At 60.1% G+C, this 17,150-nt stretch carries 16 protein-coding genes; 11 read left to right on the top strand and 5 right to left on the bottom strand.

The genetic code is table 11. The features are described from left to right. Window positions 1–191 precede the first annotated feature (191 nt). The 11 genes from CEQ44_RS04610 (at window position 192) to CEQ44_RS04655 (ending at window position 11,256) form a co-directional block, all read left to right on the top strand. Complete coding sequence (locus CEQ44_RS04610) at window positions 192–1,301, top strand: ABC transporter permease (protein WP_254913805.1); 1,110 nt, start codon at window positions 192–194, stop codon at window positions 1,299–1,301. Between the two features lie 8 nt (window positions 1,302–1,309). After that, the gene (locus CEQ44_RS04615; protein ID WP_254913804.1) at window positions 1,310–2,086 is read left to right on the top strand and encodes an ABC transporter ATP-binding protein; all 777 of its coding nucleotides are present in this window, start codon (window positions 1,310–1,312) and stop codon (window positions 2,084–2,086) included. Further along, window positions 2,086–2,517, top strand: a complete 432-nt coding sequence (locus CEQ44_RS24860; protein ID WP_254913803.1) for an MlaD family protein — start codon at window positions 2,086–2,088, stop codon at window positions 2,515–2,517. The genes CEQ44_RS04615 and CEQ44_RS24860 overlap by 1 nt, the downstream gene beginning before the upstream one ends. Before the next feature lie 141 nt (window positions 2,518–2,658). Then, the gene (locus tag CEQ44_RS24865) at window positions 2,659–3,015 is read left to right on the top strand and encodes a hypothetical protein (RefSeq protein ID WP_256960021.1); all 357 of its coding nucleotides are present in this window, start codon (window positions 2,659–2,661) and stop codon (window positions 3,013–3,015) included. A 137-nt stretch (window positions 3,016–3,152) separates the two neighbouring features. Then, complete coding sequence (locus tag CEQ44_RS04625) at window positions 3,153–3,710, top strand: ABC-type transport auxiliary lipoprotein family protein (RefSeq protein ID WP_254913807.1); 558 nt, start codon at window positions 3,153–3,155, stop codon at window positions 3,708–3,710. 401 nt (window positions 3,711–4,111) lie between these two features. Next, the gene (locus CEQ44_RS04630) at window positions 4,112–4,690 is read left to right on the top strand and encodes a DUF4142 domain-containing protein (RefSeq protein WP_254913801.1); all 579 of its coding nucleotides are present in this window, start codon (window positions 4,112–4,114) and stop codon (window positions 4,688–4,690) included. Between the two features lie 146 nt (window positions 4,691–4,836). Then, on the top strand, window positions 4,837–5,235 hold the full coding sequence (locus CEQ44_RS04635; protein WP_176401093.1) for a hypothetical protein: 399 nt from the start codon (window positions 4,837–4,839) through the stop codon (window positions 5,233–5,235). Window positions 5,236–5,273: 38 nt separating this feature from the next. Further along, window positions 5,274–6,337, top strand: a protein-coding gene (locus CEQ44_RS04640) for an IS630 family transposase (protein WP_088189888.1) whose coding sequence is annotated in 2 segments (ribosomal slippage) — window positions 5,274–5,765 and window positions 5,768–6,337 — 1,062 coding nt in all. Because the reading frame shifts where the segments join, the coding sequence is not laid out codon by codon here. 716 nt (window positions 6,338–7,053) lie between these two features. Continuing rightward, a complete protein-coding gene (locus CEQ44_RS04645) occupies window positions 7,054–8,202 on the top strand; it encodes an HlyD family secretion protein (protein ID WP_088189889.1) in 1,149 nt (382 codons plus the stop codon). 53 nt (window positions 8,203–8,255) lie between these two features. Further along, a complete protein-coding gene (locus CEQ44_RS04650) occupies window positions 8,256–9,761 on the top strand; it encodes an MDR family MFS transporter (RefSeq protein WP_174827323.1) in 1,506 nt (501 codons plus the stop codon). A 7-nt stretch (window positions 9,762–9,768) separates the two neighbouring features. Next, window positions 9,769–11,256 carry an efflux transporter outer membrane subunit gene (locus CEQ44_RS04655; RefSeq protein ID WP_088189891.1) on the top strand — a complete coding sequence of 496 codons (1,488 nt, stop codon included), beginning with the start codon at window positions 9,769–9,771 and terminating at the stop codon, window positions 11,254–11,256. A 927-nt stretch (window positions 11,257–12,183) separates the two neighbouring features. On the opposite strand, the gene CEQ44_RS04660 is transcribed toward CEQ44_RS04655, so the two are convergent. Genes CEQ44_RS04660 through CEQ44_RS04680 form a run of 5 tightly spaced genes read right to left on the bottom strand, consistent with a single transcriptional unit; the run spans window position 12,184 to window position 17,074 of the window. Then, complete coding sequence (locus tag CEQ44_RS04660; RefSeq protein WP_217895379.1) at window positions 12,184–13,446, bottom strand: efflux transporter outer membrane subunit; 1,263 nt, start codon at window positions 13,444–13,446, stop codon at window positions 12,184–12,186. 38 nt (window positions 13,447–13,484) lie between these two features. Next, window positions 13,485–14,393 carry an HlyD family secretion protein gene (locus CEQ44_RS04665; protein WP_025549997.1) on the bottom strand — a complete coding sequence of 303 codons (909 nt, stop codon included), beginning with the start codon at window positions 14,391–14,393 and terminating at the stop codon, window positions 13,485–13,487. Between the two features lie 10 nt (window positions 14,394–14,403). Beyond that, window positions 14,404–14,616 (bottom strand): DUF1656 domain-containing protein, encoded by a 213-nt coding sequence (locus tag CEQ44_RS04670; RefSeq protein ID WP_086486327.1) that lies wholly within the window; start codon window positions 14,614–14,616, stop codon window positions 14,404–14,406. After that, window positions 14,613–16,595, bottom strand: coding sequence for an FUSC family protein (locus tag CEQ44_RS04675; RefSeq protein ID WP_088189892.1), 1,983 nt, complete (start codon window positions 16,593–16,595; stop codon window positions 14,613–14,615). Before CEQ44_RS04675 ends, CEQ44_RS04670 begins: the two co-directional genes overlap by 4 nt. Continuing rightward, complete coding sequence (locus tag CEQ44_RS04680) at window positions 16,592–17,074, bottom strand: MarR family winged helix-turn-helix transcriptional regulator (RefSeq protein WP_088189893.1); 483 nt, start codon at window positions 17,072–17,074, stop codon at window positions 16,592–16,594. The genes CEQ44_RS04675 and CEQ44_RS04680 overlap by 4 nt, the downstream gene beginning before the upstream one ends. Window positions 17,075–17,150 lie beyond the last annotated feature (76 nt).

The raw sequence follows: 17,150 nt of genomic DNA on the forward strand, positions 1-17,150 counted from the left end.
TGGCAAGGGGAGAGGATAAAGTTATGACTGCGACGAAGCTGGCACCTCTTGGCCCATGGCGTGCCATTGCTCGATCATCATCGTGAGACCCCAATGCTTGACCATGCCAAGGTTCAAGATATGCGCTGCGTGGCGTTGATGCCAGCAGGAGCCGAAATCGTCCGCTGCTCAATTCCCATGCTGCTAGTGCGATGATCGCGGCGGATTGGCATATTGACGAGGGTGGCGGCCGGACTCTGCATGTGAGCGGTGACTGGACTTCGCTTGCTTTGGGCGATGCGGCAGGGCGCCTGGGTGCCCAGTCGGCCGGGAGTCTAGACGTGCAGCGTCTCGATCTTTCTGCTCTGGGGCGGATCGACACTGCTGGTGCCCTCCTGCTTTTGCGGTCAATGGCTCCAGACGCCGGTATAGACTTTGGCGAAAGAGAGGATTTGCAAAGGCTGATAGACCTCGTTCGACCTGCCATTGAACAAGAGTCGCCCGGTAAGGCTGGCGCTACTGGTGTGCTGGCATTTTTCGAGCGCTTCGGCCGTCAGGTAATCGGGATCACTGGTGACGCCTACCAGATGCTGGTGTTTACTGGAGAGCTTATTGTCGCGCTCGGCCGTACGCTTGGCAATCCTCGCCGACTGCGCATGACGCCGCTTGTCGCGTTTATGCAGGACGCGGGCATTAATGGGCTTCCGATAGTTTTTATCATGACCTTCTTCATCGGCGCGATCATTGCGCTCGTTGGCACCAACCTTTTGACAACGCTTGGCGTTGAGGTGTTCACGATCCAGTTGGTGGGCGTGGCCATCCTGCGCGAGTTCGGCGTGGTGATCACCGCCATCCTTCTGTCTGGACGTTCCGCATCCTCCTTTGCCGCTCAGATCGGTTCGATGCGGATGAACCAGGAAACCGATGCGATGCAGGTTATGGGCGTGGACCGTTTCGATGCGCTGGTAATCCCGCGCATCTTAGCCGCGCTTCTCATGATGCCTCTTATGACCTTCTGCGCGGATATCGGCGGTCTTGCTGGCGGACTCTTGGTCAGTTGGGTGACGATTGATATCAGCCCGGTCTTCTTCATCCAGCGTACGCTCGAAACGGTGGACATTAAGCATTTCTGGATAGGCATGTGCAAAGCGCCGTTTCTGGCTCTGATCATCGCTGCTGCGGGCTGTCGGCATGGCCTTATGGTCGGCGGCGACGTCCAAAGCCTTGGTCAAAATGTGACGTCCGCGGTCGTCCAGTCAATCTTCATGGTCATTATGTTCGATGCGATTTTCGCGGTTATCTTCATGGCGCTCGATCTGTGAGGGCGCTTGTGGAAACCGATGCCGAAGACGTGCCCATTCGCGTCAAAGGCCTGCGCACGGCTTTTGGCGACAAGGTCATCCATGAGGATCTCGGCCTTGAGGTCAAGCGCGGTGAGATATTGGGTGTGGTTGGCGGATCGGGTTCCGGTAAGTCGGTGCTGCTCAACACCATCCTGGGCCTCAAGCAGCCTGACGGCGGATTCGTCGAGATATTCGGGCAGGACATCCGCGATCCGCAAGCGCACAGTGAAGTCGAGCGTCGGATTGGGGTGATGTTCCAGCAAGGCGCATTATTCTCCTTTCTCACCGTACAAGAAAATGTCGAGGCGCCACTTCTGGAACATACGAAACTTACACGTGAGTATGTGCACGATCTTGCAAGGCTGAAGATCAAGCTTGCTGGTTTGCCGGAAGATGCAGGCTGCTTGAAGCCTGCCGAGCTATCTGGCGGAATGCGCAAGCGCGCGGGGGTAGCCCGCGCAATCGCGCTGGATCCTGATATCCTCTTTCTCGACGAGCCGACTGCCGGCCTCGATCCAATTGCTGCAGCCGAATTCGATGATCTTATCAGAACATTGCGGGATGCTCTTGGCTTCACCGTGTTCATAATAACCCACGACCTCGATACTCTGTACGCGATTTGCGACCGCGTTGCGGTTGTCGCTGACAAGAAAATCGCCGCTGTTGCAACGATCAAAGAACTTGAACGGTCAGATCACCCGTGGATCCGGAGCTATCTTCTGGGACCGCGCGGCCGTGCCGCGAAAAAAGAGAAAGAAAGCTGATGGAACGCCATGCCAACTATGCTCTGGTAGGCGCCGCCTCCATCGCGTTGCTTATCGCCACGCTTGTTTTTGTGGTCTGGCTCGGCGGTTCGGCCAAAGGAAGGGATTCTTACCAGATCATGTTTCATGGGCCAGTCAGAGGTTTAAGCGTTGGAGGCGAAGTGCAGTTCAACGGCATCAAGGTCGGGGAAATCGGCGGAATCCGCCTCGACCAGCGCGACCCCAACCGTGTGATCACGGATATCGAACTGACGCGCGGGACACCGGTGCGCGAAGATTCGGTCGCATCCTCTGAAAGTCAGGGCATCTCAGGGGTCAGCATCGTTCAAATCAGCGCGGGCACGCCGAGCAAGCCGCTGCTCAAGACCAATGATCACGGTAAGCGGCCTGTCATCGCCAGCAAGCCCAACGCTATGTCTTCATTGCTGTAAGGCGGAGGACAGGTGGTGGCAAGCGCGACCGAGGCACTGAGCCGTGTGAACAAGGTCCTTTCTGATCATAATATCGCCAACATCGGCGGTGCCATTCGCGATGTCCGAATGACTACGGCGGAACTGGCGGCCAATCGGACCATGTTCGCCCATGCCGGTTCCGCGCTCGCCAAACTGGATCGGGCGGCTGACGATATTCAGGGCGCGGCCTCGGCCGTTCGGCAGATTGCCGATGGCGATGGCAAGCGCGCCTTCGCCGATATCTCCCATGCGGCAAACGAACTCAAATCGGCAGTTCATGAGGCTCGCGGCGTGATCGCCAAACTCGACACGCAAAGCGCCGATATCGGTACGACCACGATCCCTAATATCAATGCGACCATGCTGACCTTGCAAGAAACAGCTGAATCGCTGGACGGACTAATTCGCGGGATCCGACAAAGTCCCCGCGAAGCTCTGGCCAAAAGCCGGGGTGCTGAACTGGAGTTGCCTAAGTGACATTATCAACCAGGAATCGGACTTTTGCACTTCTGTCGAGCGCCTTGCTGCTGGGTAGCTGTGGAAACCTGCTAGGCGGCGGCGAGCGCGCTGACCTTTTCAGGTTTGGCGTGGTTGAGCCCACGTCCGTCACCGGGATGCAGGGTGCGCTCCCGACTCGCTCTGTATCTCTGCTTCGCCCCCGGTTCTCGCAGGAGGTAGAGGGCGATCGCATGCTCACCACGCGGGGGGAACGTGCGCTCTACCTTAAGGGGGTTCGTTGGGTGGCGCCGGTCCCCGATCTTTTCACCCAGGCGCTGATGCGTCAATATGCGGCGCGGGCACCTGACGTGCGCCTGACGGGCGTCAGAAATGCCACTGGGGCATCGCATGCGCTGCAGATTGGTATCGAGCGATTCGAAGCACGGTATGCCCTAGATGGGGGTGAAAAAGCACCGCCCATTGTCGTTATCGAAGGCGATGCAACCCTGTTTGACCTTACTGATCGTCGTCCCGTTGAGGCCAAGCGCTTATTGGTGCAGGAGCCAGCGTCCGCAAATACCACGAGTGGGATAGTCGCCGCTTTCGATCGTGCAGTAGCTCGCTCAACCACAGAATTGACGGATTGGTCCGCGCAAACAGCGCGGAAGCATTCCACGGAGCGCGCGCTTGATACATCGAAGGATCGAATGGAACGCAAGCAGGGGATAAATTGATCATGAACTTGTCGCCGATCTCTACAATCTTAGGGCGCGAAAGCATGTACAAAATCGCCATGCGCCAGATATCTTCGTAGGTATCTACGAGTTTTTGTTTTTATCTGAAGGGCTGACCCGATCGGAGCCAGAGTAAGCAAGATAGTATAATCCCGGATTCTACGTATTAATAAGCGATAGCATATCGACCATGTGATAAGTCAAATCTCGTAATGATTAATATTTCTATCGGATTATGAAATGCAGTCCGCTGTCGATTTAAGTGACACTCATTTGACAATTTAATTTATGCAATGCGGGCGATGGTGGAACGATTATCCAACAGCATCGTTACGACGTCGTCACGCTTAACGTGATGTGGCCACTTGACCGCTAGAAATCTATTCTACGGAGAAGGTATTATGCTGAAAATCATTATGGCCGCAGGCGCGCTAGCGCTTTCAGGTTCAGGGGCTCTCGCCCAAGCTGTTTCACCAACAAACACAGGTTCAATGTCGAGCATGGATACCGGCACAACACCGATAGCTGGACAGAATGAGCCAGCCTTTGTGATGGCTGCATCGGATGCGAACCTCTATCAAATAAAAGCAGCGCAGTTCGCCGTGACCAAGGCTCAGCGTGACGATGTGAAGGCTTTTGCCAAATGTGTTCAGACCGAAGCGCAAATCGCGCAGAAAGCACTCATGGCCGCGCTGCGCAACGATCAGCGGACAATAAAAGCGCCATCGTCATCGCTTTCCTCCGACAGAGCCGCACTCGTGAAGCTGCTCCAGAAGACGCCGCGCGGCAGCTTCGATAATCTTTATCTATCCCAGTCCGCCCAAGTACTACAGGCGGCATGGGCCATCAACAAAGGCTATGCGCAAGACGGCACCGACCCAGCCTTGAAGCAAGTCGCGGGAACCGCCGTTCCCACACTTGAGCAAGAACTCACCAATGGGAAGGCACTTCTTCCTTCAGCATTGACCGGCGGTCAATGATCATAGTGGCGCCCGTTCTTCACGGGCGCCACTCAATATGATCGTCATGCCCTGGCGGGCAGCCGCTGTTATTTCAAGCGCGGTAACAGCGAACGCCACAGCGGTCGTGTTTATGCTTTCAACCTTGTCGTCAGGATATTGGGCGGATGATGATACTTGTTTTTGCCATGGCGGCTCTTGCACAAACCCCCGAGCAACCCGCCAGAAAAGATGAGACAGTTGACCGCGGTCGGGAAATCGTCACGCAGCCGGCGAAAGATATTGGCGCGGCCAAAACCGAAATTCCAGCTATTCTGGAAAGAGCGCAAGAAAATCCATATGGTCTCGTCGGCTTGAAATCCTGTGCGCAGATCAAGGCCGCAACTACGGAGCTCGATAGCGTCCTCGGACCTGATTTTGCGGTCGGCAACAACAAAAAAGAGAACAGGGCTGGTCGGCTGGCCGAGGCTGGAGGGAAAACTATTGTTAACACAATCATACCGTTTCGGGGCTTATACCAACCTCCTTTGATGGTGACTCACGTGGGGGGATTCCCAAAGCGATGAATTTCTGAATCTATGGGTGCCGGTTGGAGGGCATTGCCATGGGTGTAGCGATTGGATTGCGGGACAACTTTGATGCGGCCGGCTTGAGACGGCTGGCGCGCGCGACCAGAAGCGCGAACCAGGGTCGTAGGCTGCTGGCGTTAGCGGAAATTTATGATGGCGGGAGCCGCAGCGATGCGGCGCGGATCGGCGGGGTAACATTGCAGATCGTGCGCGACTGGGTCGTGCGATTCAATGATCGAGGTCCTGATGGGCTCCTTGATGGCAAGGCACCGGGCAAGCCTCCCTTGTTGAATGATGCCCAGCGCTTGGCTCTTGCAGAGATCGTTGAAAGCGGCCCGATACCGGCGATCCATGGAGTTGTCCGCTGGCGACTGATCGATCTGGCGCGGTGGCTCCATGACGAGTTCGGGGTGTCCTTGACGGAAACGACCGTGGGGCGGGAGTTGAAGAAGCTGGGCTATGTCAAACTGACGGCGCGTCCGCGCCATCATAGCCAGAACGAATATGCGATGGAGGACTTCAAAAAGGGGGCTTTGCAGCAGAGCTGGCAAAGATCAAAACCGCCCTCCCGCGCGGCACGCCGATAGAAGTCTGGTTTCAGGACGAAGCCCGCATTGGCCAGAAAAACAAGATTACCCGCCGCTGGGCCAGGCGCGGTACCCGTCCGTCGGCGCCGAAGGATCAGAGGACGAAATCAGCCTATATCTTTGGCGCCATCTGCCCAGAACTGGGCAAAGGGGCTGGCCTGATCCTTCCGTTCTGCAATACCCAGACCATGTCGCTGCACCTGGCGGAAATATCGCTCGCTATCCAACCAGGCGCCCATGGCGTGCTGCTGATGGATCAGGCCGGATGGCACATGACCGGGAAGCTGGAAGTGCCCGAGAATATCAGCATCGTTCCGCTGCCGCCGAAATGTCCTGAACTCAACCCGGTCGAAAATATCTGGCAGTTCATGCGCGATAACTGGCTATCAAACCGCATCTTCACATCCCACGACAACATCATAGACCTCTGCTGCGAAGCCTGGAAAAGACTCATCGATCAGCCGTGGCGCATCATGACAATCGGACGCCGCAAATGGGCACGTGGGTCGTGATCAATGCAGATTGGTATTAGTTCGGGAGATTTCGGGCGCAGCTCCGGCCGAAAGACGCCTGGCGGCAGCGATTGACGCCGGCTTCGCACGCCGCGGCTTTCTTCGTGGAACAGCGCTCGCGCGGCGCTGTCCGGGGAGCAAAAATTAGCGACGAAAGCTGACGCTATTGAATTCGACGCCTCTGTGTGAGGCTGCGCATTATCTCTTGAACTATGGCATTGCAGGGTAATGGGCCGGGGCGAGAATAACGAAAAGCTACTCGGGCCAGAAACAACCTATATTATTGCTTCCATGCAAGGTGACGGCGGCGCAACCGATCAAAGTGCCGGGTCACCTTTCGTGTGACCCTGGCTGATATCACCATAGGCCACAATTGTGGGGATTGAAACGGGACACCAATTCGAGGCTCACTTCTTAACGACCGCCCGATCGGCAAAGTAATTTTTCGCGTCGGAGTGCTCGGCATCACGCGCCATCAGTTTCTGTGTTGTGCACCAGCTTAGCAAACCGCTCCTCGGTATCTTTTGATTCTTGCTTGAAGTTTGGGGGAGCTACAGCCTGATATGCGGCTTAGGTGTAGGACCGGTCCAGCGGCGGCGGGCAAGGAGCGGGTTATCTCTGCGTAATGCTGAGGTTCCATATAATATGCAATTGCCGATCACTCCTTAATGCTGCAAGACAGAACCACACCGCGCAACATTGGGATTGTAATTTATATGGCGGACAAGTCGGCCACTGTTTCGTCGGATTCTGAGAGCCTCGGCGAATCTGCGGTGTCGCCGCTTAAATCGCCGCGCGTTCGCCTCGCGATGCTCATTGGCGCGATCCTGCTGCTCATCGGTGGCTTTGTCTGGTACTTGGATCATCAGAACCGGGGCCGATACATGCAGGTGACCGACAACGCCTATGTTGCGGCAGATTCCGTCATCACAGCGCCCAAGATCGCCGGATATGTTCAACGGGTGTTCGTTATCGAGAATCAGACGGTTCGGCAGGGGCAGTCTCTGGCTGAACTCGATCCCCGCGAATATCGGGCGCAGACCGAACAGATTACCAGCCAGATCGAAACGGCAACGGCTGCGGGGGATACGACGCGCTCTCAGATTTCCGAACAGCAGGCAACCATAGCGCAAGCGCAAGCCCAGCTCAACGCGGCGCGCGCCGAGGCTGCTTTCGCCGCACAGCAGGTTACGCGATATCAGCCGCTTGCCGCATCAGGCGCTGAGCCAGGGGAGCGTTTCGCGCAGCTTCAGACGCAGGCACGACAAGCTCGCGAGCGAACCAATGCTGCGCAGGCGGCGCTGATCGCCGCGCAACGGCGTGTCGGTACACTGGGCGCGCAGGTGCGTCAGGCCCAGTCGCAAGCAGAGGCCGCGCGTGCCCAACTCAAGGTAGCGCGCGTCAACGTCGAATCGACAGTGCTCAAGGCTGCAATCAATGGCCGTGTGGGCGATCTGGCTGTCCGTGTCGGGCAATTCGTGCAGCCCGGCACACGCATGATGACACTGGTTCCTGTCGATCGATTGTTCATTGAGGCGAACTTCAAGGAAACTCAACTGGGGCTTATGCGCGTCGGCCAGCCTGTTGGCATCGAAATCGATGCGCTCCCTGGCGTCGAACTGACCGGGCGTATTGCCAGTGTCGCTCCTGGCACGGGCGCCCAATTCTCGGTGCTCCCCCCCCAGAATGCGACCGGAAACTTCACAAAGATCGTACAGCGCGTGCCTGTACGCATTGCAATCGATGCTCCTCTCGAAGTGCGCACGCTCCTTGTGCCGGGAATGTCGGTTGGAGTAACGGTCGATACGCGTTCAGCCAGAGGAGAGATGGATCGACTCCGTCAGGCCGTAAGCCGGAAGCGTTGACAGTGGTCACGGTCACAGCATCTCCAGACGCAGCTCGTTCCGCGCGTGCGGACTTGACCGCTTGGATCGCTGTTGCTGCCGGCTCGCTCGGCGCACTGCTGGCGACCCTCGACATCTCGATCGTCAACTCGGCACTGCCAACGATCCAAGGCGAAATCGGAGCAACCGGCACTGAGGGAACGTGGATCGCCACCGCCTTTCTCGTTGCCGAGATCGTCGTCATTCCGCTGAGCGCCTGGCTGGAACGGCTTTTGGGACTGAGAACCCTCCTTCTCATTTCCGTGACTGCCTTTACCGGGTTCTCCATCCTATGCGGCATCGCCACCGACCTTATGACGATGATCATCGGACGAACCGGGCAGGGCCTTATGGGAGGGCTGCTGATACCCACCGCCATGACGATTGTCGCAAAGCGACTCCCGCCATCCCAGCAGCCCATCGGGATGGCCCTTTTCGGAATGACCGTAATCTTGGGACCCGTTCTTGGCCCCTTGCTCGGTGGCTGGCTGACGGAAAATTTGAGCTGGCACTATGCCTTCTTCGTCAATGTTCCGGTCTGCGGGATACTCCTCTTGCTCCTGTTGCTCGGACTGCCGCACGAACGTACGAATTGGGTCTATCTTCGCGAGGCCGACTGGTTGGGTATTATAGGCCTGATCCTTGGCCTTGGAGGACTGACGATCGTGCTCGAGGAGGGGCACCGTGAAGACTGGTTCGAATCGACGCTTATCATCCGGCTGACGTTTATAACCGTAGCAGGGTTTGTGATGTTGGCGATCGGACAGATCTGGGCAGCAAAGCCCGTCCTTAAGCTGCGAATCGTCATGAGCAGACAGTTCGGCAGCGTCGTTATCATGGCGCTAGCGCTGGGCATGGTGATGTACGGATCGACCTTCGTCATCCCGCAGTTCCTGTCGCTTATCGCCGACTATAATGCCCTCGAGACCGGACAGGTCATCTTTCTCATGGGCGTTCCTGCCTTCTTTGTGATGCCGTTCGTGCCGTTTCTGATGCGGGTTGTCGACATCAGGCTGGCCGTTGGCGCTGGCCTCGCGCTTATGGCTGCTAGCTGCTTTGTGAACACCAGTCTCACGGTGGAATCCGCAGGCGAAGCCTTTACTACCGGTCAGCTGCTGCGCGGGGTGGGGATGATCTTTGTCATGCTGTTTCTGAACCAGGCCGCCATTACCTCAGTCAGCAAGGAGGATGCTGGAGATGCCTCAGGCATCTTCAATGCTGCGCGAAACCTCGGTGGCTCATTCGCTCTGGCGGCCCTGACGTCGTTCCAGGACCAGCGTATGTCACTCCACAGCCAACGGATGGAGGAAACCCTGTGGGCAAACAATCCAAGCGTGCAGGAGTATATCGCGGGGATGTCTCATACTCTGGGAAATATGGACGCGGGCCTTCAGTCGCTCGCTGGCACAATTCAGCAGCAGGCGTTCGTCATGACCTATAACGACATATTCTTGACGATGGCGGTAGCGACTTTTGTGACGCTTCCGTTCGTGTTTTTCCTTCGCCCGCTCCCCAAGGGGATGTCGCTGACGATGCATTGAGGTGGTAATGGCAAAGTTAAGTGGTCTCATCCTTCCGCTGCTCCTTGGTGGATGTGTGGTCGGCCCGGACTATTCCGGACCACCAGAGCTCGGCCAAGCCGCGCCGCGGCCGACATTCGTTCGTCAACCAGCGGATGCGTCGACCAGCGAGCCCGAACTCGCCGAATGGTGGACGACGCTGCAAGATCCGGTTCTCGATGAGCTCGAGCGGCGCACTCTTGTCGCGAATCCCTCGATTGATGTTGTGCAGGCCCGACTTCGCCAAGCCCGTGGGTCTGTACGCCAGGAGCGAGCAAACCGCCTGCCGACGGCTGGTGCTCAGGGCGCGGCCATATTTGCTGATCTTCCCGGGATCGATCTCCAGGCCAGTCAAGGAAGTACTCTACCCACACCTGTTCCGGCACCTTCATCCGCCCAGGATGCGGACACGTCTCTGCGTTTCTACAACCTTGGTCTGAACGCAAACTGGGAAATAGATCTCGCGGGCGGGCAGGTGCGAAAAATCGAAGCGGCAAACGCACTGGCGGCGGCAGCGGCGTATAATGTTGCAGACGCAAAGGTTCAGCTCAGCGCTGAAGTCGCGCAGACCTATACCAATCTTCGTGACCGGCAGCAGCGCGCCGCTGCTTTTCGGGGAGGTCTCGACCTTCAGCGCCAGCAACTCGCCCTAGCCCGGCAGCGTTTCGGGCAAGGCACAATCCCGGCCTTCACTGTCGGCCAAGCGAACCGCGCGGTTCAGGCCACGATCAGCGATCTCGCCGCGGCCGATGCTGAGATCGAAATATATATGAATGCGCTAGCGGTTCTCGCCGGTGAAGCGCCGGGATCTCTCGATCCGCTATTGACGCCACGGCGCGATATCCCGATCCCCCCTGCGCGGGTGTCGATCGGAGACCCTTCGGCGCTCATGCGCCGTCGTCCCGACATCCGCGCTGCGGAGCGCAATCTCGCCGCCACAACCTCCCGGATAGGGGTCGCGGAAGCAGCTCGTTTTCCGAAAATCAGCTTCATGGGGATTCTCGGGATTGGCGGCACGTCCATCGGAGACCTGGTAGATCTGGGCAATATTTCCAACATCGCCGTCCCTCAGCTGCAATGGGGCTTGCTCGATTTTGGACGAACGTCAGCGGCGATAGCGCAGGCACGCTCTGGTCGCGATGAAGCCGAGGCACAATATAGGCAGGTAGTGCTCGGCGCGCTTGAGGACGCGGAGACGTCGCTTGCGCGCTTTGCACAGCAAAGGCGAAACGTCGCCGCATTTGCCGAAATCAAGCGGTCCGCAGATGAAGCGGCAACGCTGATGCGGCAGCGCTATGCGCGGCAGGTCATTTCGAGAGGCGACACTCTTGAGGCTGACCGCCAGCAGCGGCTTGCAGAGGCAAACCTGCACAGTGCGGTTGCGGCCCTCACCGCCAGCTATGTTGCCATACAGAAGTCGCTTGGACTGGGATGGACAGAAGCTGGGAGTCAAGCTTCAGCCCTTATGAGCAAATAATGATGGTATCTGTCCGGACTTGCCAATACAAGAATCGGCGGCCCTGCCCACCGCCAATGATGACTTTTGGCACAGGGCAACCCGCCTGTTCGGCATCCATCCTGCTGCCCTTGCGATTATACAGAGTTTCGCGGGGTAACGCGCCCCGGGGCGATTGCGATGTCTTTGACGGGGGTTGCCCCCGATAGGATGAAATACGGATTCACGACCGCATAGCCGGACGCAACATCGGACCGGAGACAACCACAGAGCAGTTTATCGGCCTCGAGGTGTGATTGAATAGAATTTCTGTCCGACGAAGATCTATCCCGCGGGGAGTTGTCCTGACCGCGTATACGACCTTGTACCCGACAGACGGCATCACCCGCAGGCAGAAGATGGGGCCGCTTGTAAAACCAGCCAAGCTTACGACCTCACAACCATAGATCGACGAAGATCGAAATTGCCTTGACCGTGATGCGATTAAACAACCCACAAGTGCATCATTGGCGAGCATCGTGCCGAATTGGATATCCATGAGGCGAGACCAACCCCACCACATGATCAGGCTGCCGGGTGCCGAACACGCGCTTCGGCGATATCATTCGACGGGTTGGAGAACGGCGCCCGTCAAATCAGTTGATCGAGCAGCGGATCGTTCAATTCCCGCCACCATGGCGTCAGTTGCGGCGTGGAGGGGCACCGGGACCTGATCCGTCAGCACAAAGGATACCTATCGAGGCGGGGCTGCTCCTCTGTAATTCGGCCCCATCAAACATCCGCGGAGCGTACGCCTCGCGAAGGCTCGGTCATCATGGCCCCGCCATCCCTCCTTCCCAGCCGCCGCCGAGCGCAAGGAACAGCCGAACGCGATCCGAGGCGATGGACGCATCCGAGGCCGCCAGCGCCGCTTCGGTTGTGGCAAGGCTTCGCTGCGCGTCGAGCAGTTCAAGGCCTGTTCCAAGACCGCCCCCGGTTATCCGGGCCTGGAGCCCGGAAGCCCTCCGGCTCTCTTCGCGCGCGCCTGAGCTTTGCATTCTGGTCCAGATCACGGGCATAGGTGCTGAGGACCGTCTCGGTTTCGCGGAGAGCTGCGAGGACGCTGCCGTCAAATGCCGCCAGCGTCGCGCGCGCCGCTGCATCGCTTTCCGCGATCCGCGCCCTGGCGACGCGTCGGTTCGGGAAGGACCACGAGATGAGCGGGCCGAAGCTGAACCGCAACGCCGAATCGTCGACCAGCCCGCCCACGCTCCGCGAGGTCGTGCCGAGCGATGCGCCGAGGCTGACGCTCGGATAGAGGTCCGCCGTCGCCACTCCGATGCGCGCCGTCGCAGCCGCGAGCCGGCGTTCAGCTTCGCGGATGTCAGGCCGGCGCCGGATCAGCGCCATACCGTCGCCAATCGGCAGGGGGCGGTCGACGGAAGGGATGATCCGGCAGGTCGCGAGATTGGGCGGATAATCTTCGGGCGTCCGGCCGAGCAGCACGGCAAGACTGAATAGTGCAGCTTTGCGGCCTGCCTCGATCGGCGGCAGCGCTGCCTCGAGCTGAGCCAGGAGCGCGCGCGAGCGGGTGGCGTCGAGGTGCGTGTAGAGGCCGGCGCGCACGCCTCTTTCGGTGAGGGCGAGGCTTTGCCGCTGCAGTTCGACCGAATGGCGCGCAACGGTCATCCGCGCGCCGGCCGCGCAGGCATCTCCATAGGCGCCGACCACTCCGGCCACGACCGTCGTGCGCGCAAGGTCATAGGCGGCGGCCTGCGCTTCCGCATCGGCCTGCGCGGCTTCGATCGTGCGCCGAATCCGGCCCACGACGTCGAGTTCATAGGATATGCCGACGCCGGCGTCGAATGTCGCATGGGTCCCGTTGGGCGAGCCGAGACCGAGATTGGACGGCTCGCCCACCGATACGCCGCCCGCCGTGGAAGTCTGGACGCCCGCGCCGGCCTCGACCTCCTGGACAATCGCGCGCGCGCGTTCGAGATTGGCCGCCGCGACCCTGAGGTCGGTGTTTGCCTCGATCGCTTCCTGGACCAGCGCATCGAACTGGGGAATAGCGTAGAGGCGCCACCAGCGCTGGGGCAAGGGTTCAGCCGAATAGGCGGGCGATTTTCCTTCGGCAAAGCTTGCGGGCCGATCCGAGATGCCTGCGGGCAAGGGCGGCGCCCGATAGCTGGGGCCGACCGTGCCACAGCCAGCGAGCATCAGCGCGCCCATCAGTCCGAGCGGCCTTTTCGTTCCGACGCGCCCCATCGTCATTCGCTCCGGCCGGGGCCGAGCGCATTTTCCGCGCCATTGAGCGTCACGGTGACCGTCCGGCCCGCGATCAGATCGATGCCGGGCGGCACCTTGTCGATGGCGATCCGCACGGGGATGCGCTGGGCAAGACGGACCCAGCTGAAGGTGGGATTGACATTCGCGAGTAGCGTTCCGGACGCGGTCGTCCGTTCGCGATCGTCAATGCCCGCCGATCGGCCTTCAACATGGCCAGAAAGCGGCCTATCCTCGCCCATTACCCGGATCGTGACGCGGACGCCGGGGCGGATGTGCGAAAGCTTCGTCTCCTCGAAATAGCCGGCAACGTAGTAGCTGTCGGAATCGACCAGCGTCATCACGGGCTGCCCGGCGGCGGCATAGGCGCCGGGGCGGAGCGAGAAATTGGTGACGATGCCGTTGACCGGCGCACGCACCTCGGCGCGCGCCAGATTGATGCGGGCGAGATCGCGATCAGCGATCGCCTGGGCATAGCGTGCGCGGGCCTCCTCGGCGGTGGAGCGGCGGTCGTCACGTTGCTGCCCCGAGACGATATCAGAGAGGGCCTGATAGCGGCGGTTCTCCCGTTCGGCGGCGTTCAACGTTGCCCGTGCCGTGGCGACAGCGGCCTCGGCCTGCTCAACGGCATTGCGCAGCCGAACATGGTCGATGGTAAACAGGATGTCGCCGCGCCTGACCACCTGGTTGTCGCGAACGTGGACCTGCTCGACCCGGCCCGACACGTCTGCCGCGAGAGGGACCACATCCGCCCTGATCTTCCCGTCGCGCGTCTGTGGCGCGTAGGTGTAGTAATTATAGAGGTGCCAGAAGACGAACACGCCCGCACCCACCACCAGCAGGGTGAGCAAGGGCTTGAGCAGGCGGAGGAGGGTATCGCGATCTAGGGTCATGGCGGGCACTTCAGGATGCGGTGACAAGGCGTAGAGCCAGAAAGGCGGTGCCGGTCAGGATGAGGAGCAGGGCGGTGTCGAACAGCGGGCGCTGCCAGACGAGGCGGTAGAAGCTGATGGACTCGAGCACCCGCGACAGCAGCAGGCGCATCGCGAAGCCGAGGATCGCGCAGAGGAGCAGCGGCGAAACGAACACGCCCGCGATGTCGATTTCGCCGATCATGTCGCCGGTACCCAGGCCGGCGCGCGCTCGAACAGGGCGATGCGCAGACCCGCTAAGGCATGAATGGCGCGGTCGGGGCGAGCGCCGGGCGAACCATCTCCCGGCCAGAGCGCATCAAGTGCTTCGTCGATGAGCGCGAGCAGACGGGACGACGGCTGCGGTTTGTCGAACTCGCTGCGGAGTTGATCGAGAACCCGATCCGTCGCCTGCCGCCCATCGGCGGGAAGCGCGTTGCCCATCGAGCGCAGGTCGGCGACGTTCGCGCCGACCCGCAGCCGGATGAGCAGGCCGGCGCTCCGCTCGATCTGCCCGGCTGCGGCAAGGCGCGCCGTCACCACCGAAATGCGGTCGAGCGCCCGCTGGACATAGCTGTCCCGCAACCGTCGGCTGGGCGACCGGCTCAGCCGCGCGATCTCGCGCGCTTCGATGCGGAGGACGCGCTGAAGCTGATGCTGCACGCCCCAGGTACGGAACAGGCCGGCGCCGAGAATGGCGGTGAATATGCCCAGCATGCTGGCGACGCTCGCCTCGACGAAGGTTCCGAAATCGGGCGGCGAATAATGGCCCTGGAGATTGATGTTGCTGAGCCCGAAAGCGAGGAGCAGCGTCGCCATCGGACTGACGGCCGCCCAGACGCCCAGCGGCAGCATGAACAGGCCCATCATCATCGCAAAGGTCGCGAAATCGGCAGCGAGCGGGAGCAGGCCATAGCACAGGATCCCCGCCAGCAGGGTCGCTAGCAGGGCGAAACGCGCGAACATTCCGATCGCTCGGCCAGGCTCGTCGCCGCCGCCGAAGAAGGCCAGCGCTATCGTGCTGAACAGGACGGCGTTCGCGCCCTGATGCCAGCCCGTCGCATACCAGAGCCCGCAGAGGAGGGCGTAGGTTACGAGGATTCCCGCCGCGATCCGGGCAGCGTGATCAATGTCGGGGTTGAGCGGAAACGCCCGCGTCTCGCTGACTGTTCGCGCGAGCGCGGGCGCAAGCTTCGCCTTTCCGCTCAACGCCGCCTCGATCCGCGAGACTTCGCTCCAGAGCGTCAGCATTTCGGTCAGCATGTCGGCCAGCGCATCATGAATGAGCTGCTGCCACGCGCGCGCATCACTGGCATCGAGCGGAAGCGCGCGCACGGCATCGGCCAGATCGGGTGGCGGTTCCGTACCGGCATCGAGATGGGCCCTGGCCGTGGCGAGAGAGGGTCGGAGGGCCAAGCGCTCCGCTTCGCCAAGGCCCGCGATGCGGCTGCCGATCGCGGAAAGGAGCGGGACCATGCGCAGCAGGCGTTGCTGGATCGCGAGCGCGTGCCGCAGGTCATCGCGATGGATCGTCGGATCGTAGCGCAGCGCTCCGGTCAGCTGTGACAGGGATGTGATGTCGGCCAGCGTCTTTAGCCGGTCATGCTCTCCTTGGTCGTCCGCCTCATGGCCATCAAGGACATCCTTCGCCCAGGTCTCGATGCTGGGCAGCCAGCGATGCAGGCGCGCGCGTAGCGCACCTTCAAGAGAATGCGGAGCGATCACGCCGTCAACGAGGGTCGTCGCGAGGATGCCGAGGGTGATTTCGCTGACCCGCGCCACAACGGTATCGAACATGATCTCCGGATGATCCACACCGGCGACCGCCACCAGCATGAGCGTGATCGCGAAAAGCTGGAAGCCGTAGCTGCGCGGCGTGCGGTCGAGGAAAGAAATACCGAACGCCAGGGTTGCCACGATTCCCGACGCCGCGATCAGCAGCAGCGGCGCGCTCGCAAACAGCGCGACCATGGCAAGTGTGACGAAGCCGGCGCAGAAAGTTCCGGTGAACCGATAGACGGCCTTCGACCGGATCGCCCCGCTCATGGGGTTCATGCAGACGCAGCAGGTGACAAGTGCCCAGTAAGGATTGGGCAGGCCGATCCGCACCGCTATCGCGAATGCGATCATGCCCGCGACGAACAGCTTAACAGAGAAGATCAGCTGATCGGCGCTGACTTTCATCGGCCCGTCCGCGCCTGCTGCAGGAACTGACCGATCCGTTCCTCGAACAAACGCAGCGTGCGCGTCGTCGTTTCGATGTCCTGCGAAGGAAGATCACCAAGGAGATCGTCGCGGAGCCGCGTGACCGCCTTTTCCATCTTCTTCGCAAGGTCACGACCTTTCGGCATGACATGGATCGTCTTGATGCGCCGGTCATCGGGAGAATCGCGCCGCTCAAGCAGGTTGGCGGCTTCGGCCTGGTCGAGAATGCGCACCATGCCGCCCGGATTGACCCCGACTTCCTCGGCCAGCGCGTTCTGCCTGACACCCTTGTCTCCATGACGGGACGCCAGAATGAGCGCCGAAATGAGCGATGCGGGAAGTCCGAAGTCGGCGAGTGCGAGACTGACTGCCTGAACCCAGACACGCCGGATCGGCTGCAAAGCGTTCGTGAGTTCAAAAAGCGTGACGGGGCTGGTTCTGGATCGGTCGCGGGGCATGCGCGGCTACCTAGTCCATCATCCGATTACGTTCAATATGCAATCATTGCCTTAACAATTAAATTGGGCAGACTGA

This window comes from Sphingobium sp. Z007 (assembly GCF_900013425.1).
Classification (GTDB): domain Bacteria; phylum Pseudomonadota; class Alphaproteobacteria; order Sphingomonadales; family Sphingomonadaceae; genus Sphingobium.

Excerpts from the sequence above, each read along its gene's own strand:
- CEQ44_RS04675 (WP_088189892.1), bottom strand. The coding sequence starts at position 16,595 with ATGAAAGTCAGCGCCGATCAGCTGATCTTCTCTGTTAAGCTGTTCGTC.
- CEQ44_RS04670 (WP_086486327.1), bottom strand. The coding sequence starts at position 14,616 with ATGATCGGCGAAATCGACATCGCGGGCGTGTTCGTTTCGCCGCTGCTC.
- CEQ44_RS04655 (WP_088189891.1), top strand. The coding sequence starts at position 9,769 with ATGGCAAAGTTAAGTGGTCTCATCCTTCCGCTGCTCCTTGGTGGATGT.
- CEQ44_RS04680 (WP_088189893.1), bottom strand. The coding sequence starts at position 17,074 with ATGCCCCGCGACCGATCCAGAACCAGCCCCGTCACGCTTTTTGAACTC.
- CEQ44_RS04645 (WP_088189889.1), top strand. The coding sequence starts at position 7,054 with ATGGCGGACAAGTCGGCCACTGTTTCGTCGGATTCTGAGAGCCTCGGC.
- CEQ44_RS04625 (WP_254913807.1), top strand. The coding sequence starts at position 3,153 with ATGCAGGGTGCGCTCCCGACTCGCTCTGTATCTCTGCTTCGCCCCCGG.
- CEQ44_RS24860 (WP_254913803.1), top strand. The coding sequence starts at position 2,086 with ATGGAACGCCATGCCAACTATGCTCTGGTAGGCGCCGCCTCCATCGCG.
- CEQ44_RS04630 (WP_254913801.1), top strand. The coding sequence starts at position 4,112 with ATGCTGAAAATCATTATGGCCGCAGGCGCGCTAGCGCTTTCAGGTTCA.
- CEQ44_RS24865 (WP_256960021.1), top strand. The coding sequence starts at position 2,659 with ATGTTCGCCCATGCCGGTTCCGCGCTCGCCAAACTGGATCGGGCGGCT.
- CEQ44_RS04635 (WP_176401093.1), top strand. The coding sequence starts at position 4,837 with ATGATGATACTTGTTTTTGCCATGGCGGCTCTTGCACAAACCCCCGAG.
- CEQ44_RS04665 (WP_025549997.1), bottom strand. The coding sequence starts at position 14,393 with ATGACCCTAGATCGCGATACCCTCCTCCGCCTGCTCAAGCCCTTGCTC.
- CEQ44_RS04610 (WP_254913805.1), top strand. The coding sequence starts at position 192 with ATGATCGCGGCGGATTGGCATATTGACGAGGGTGGCGGCCGGACTCTG.
- CEQ44_RS04660 (WP_217895379.1), bottom strand. The coding sequence starts at position 13,446 with ATGGGCGCGCTGATGCTCGCTGGCTGTGGCACGGTCGGCCCCAGCTAT.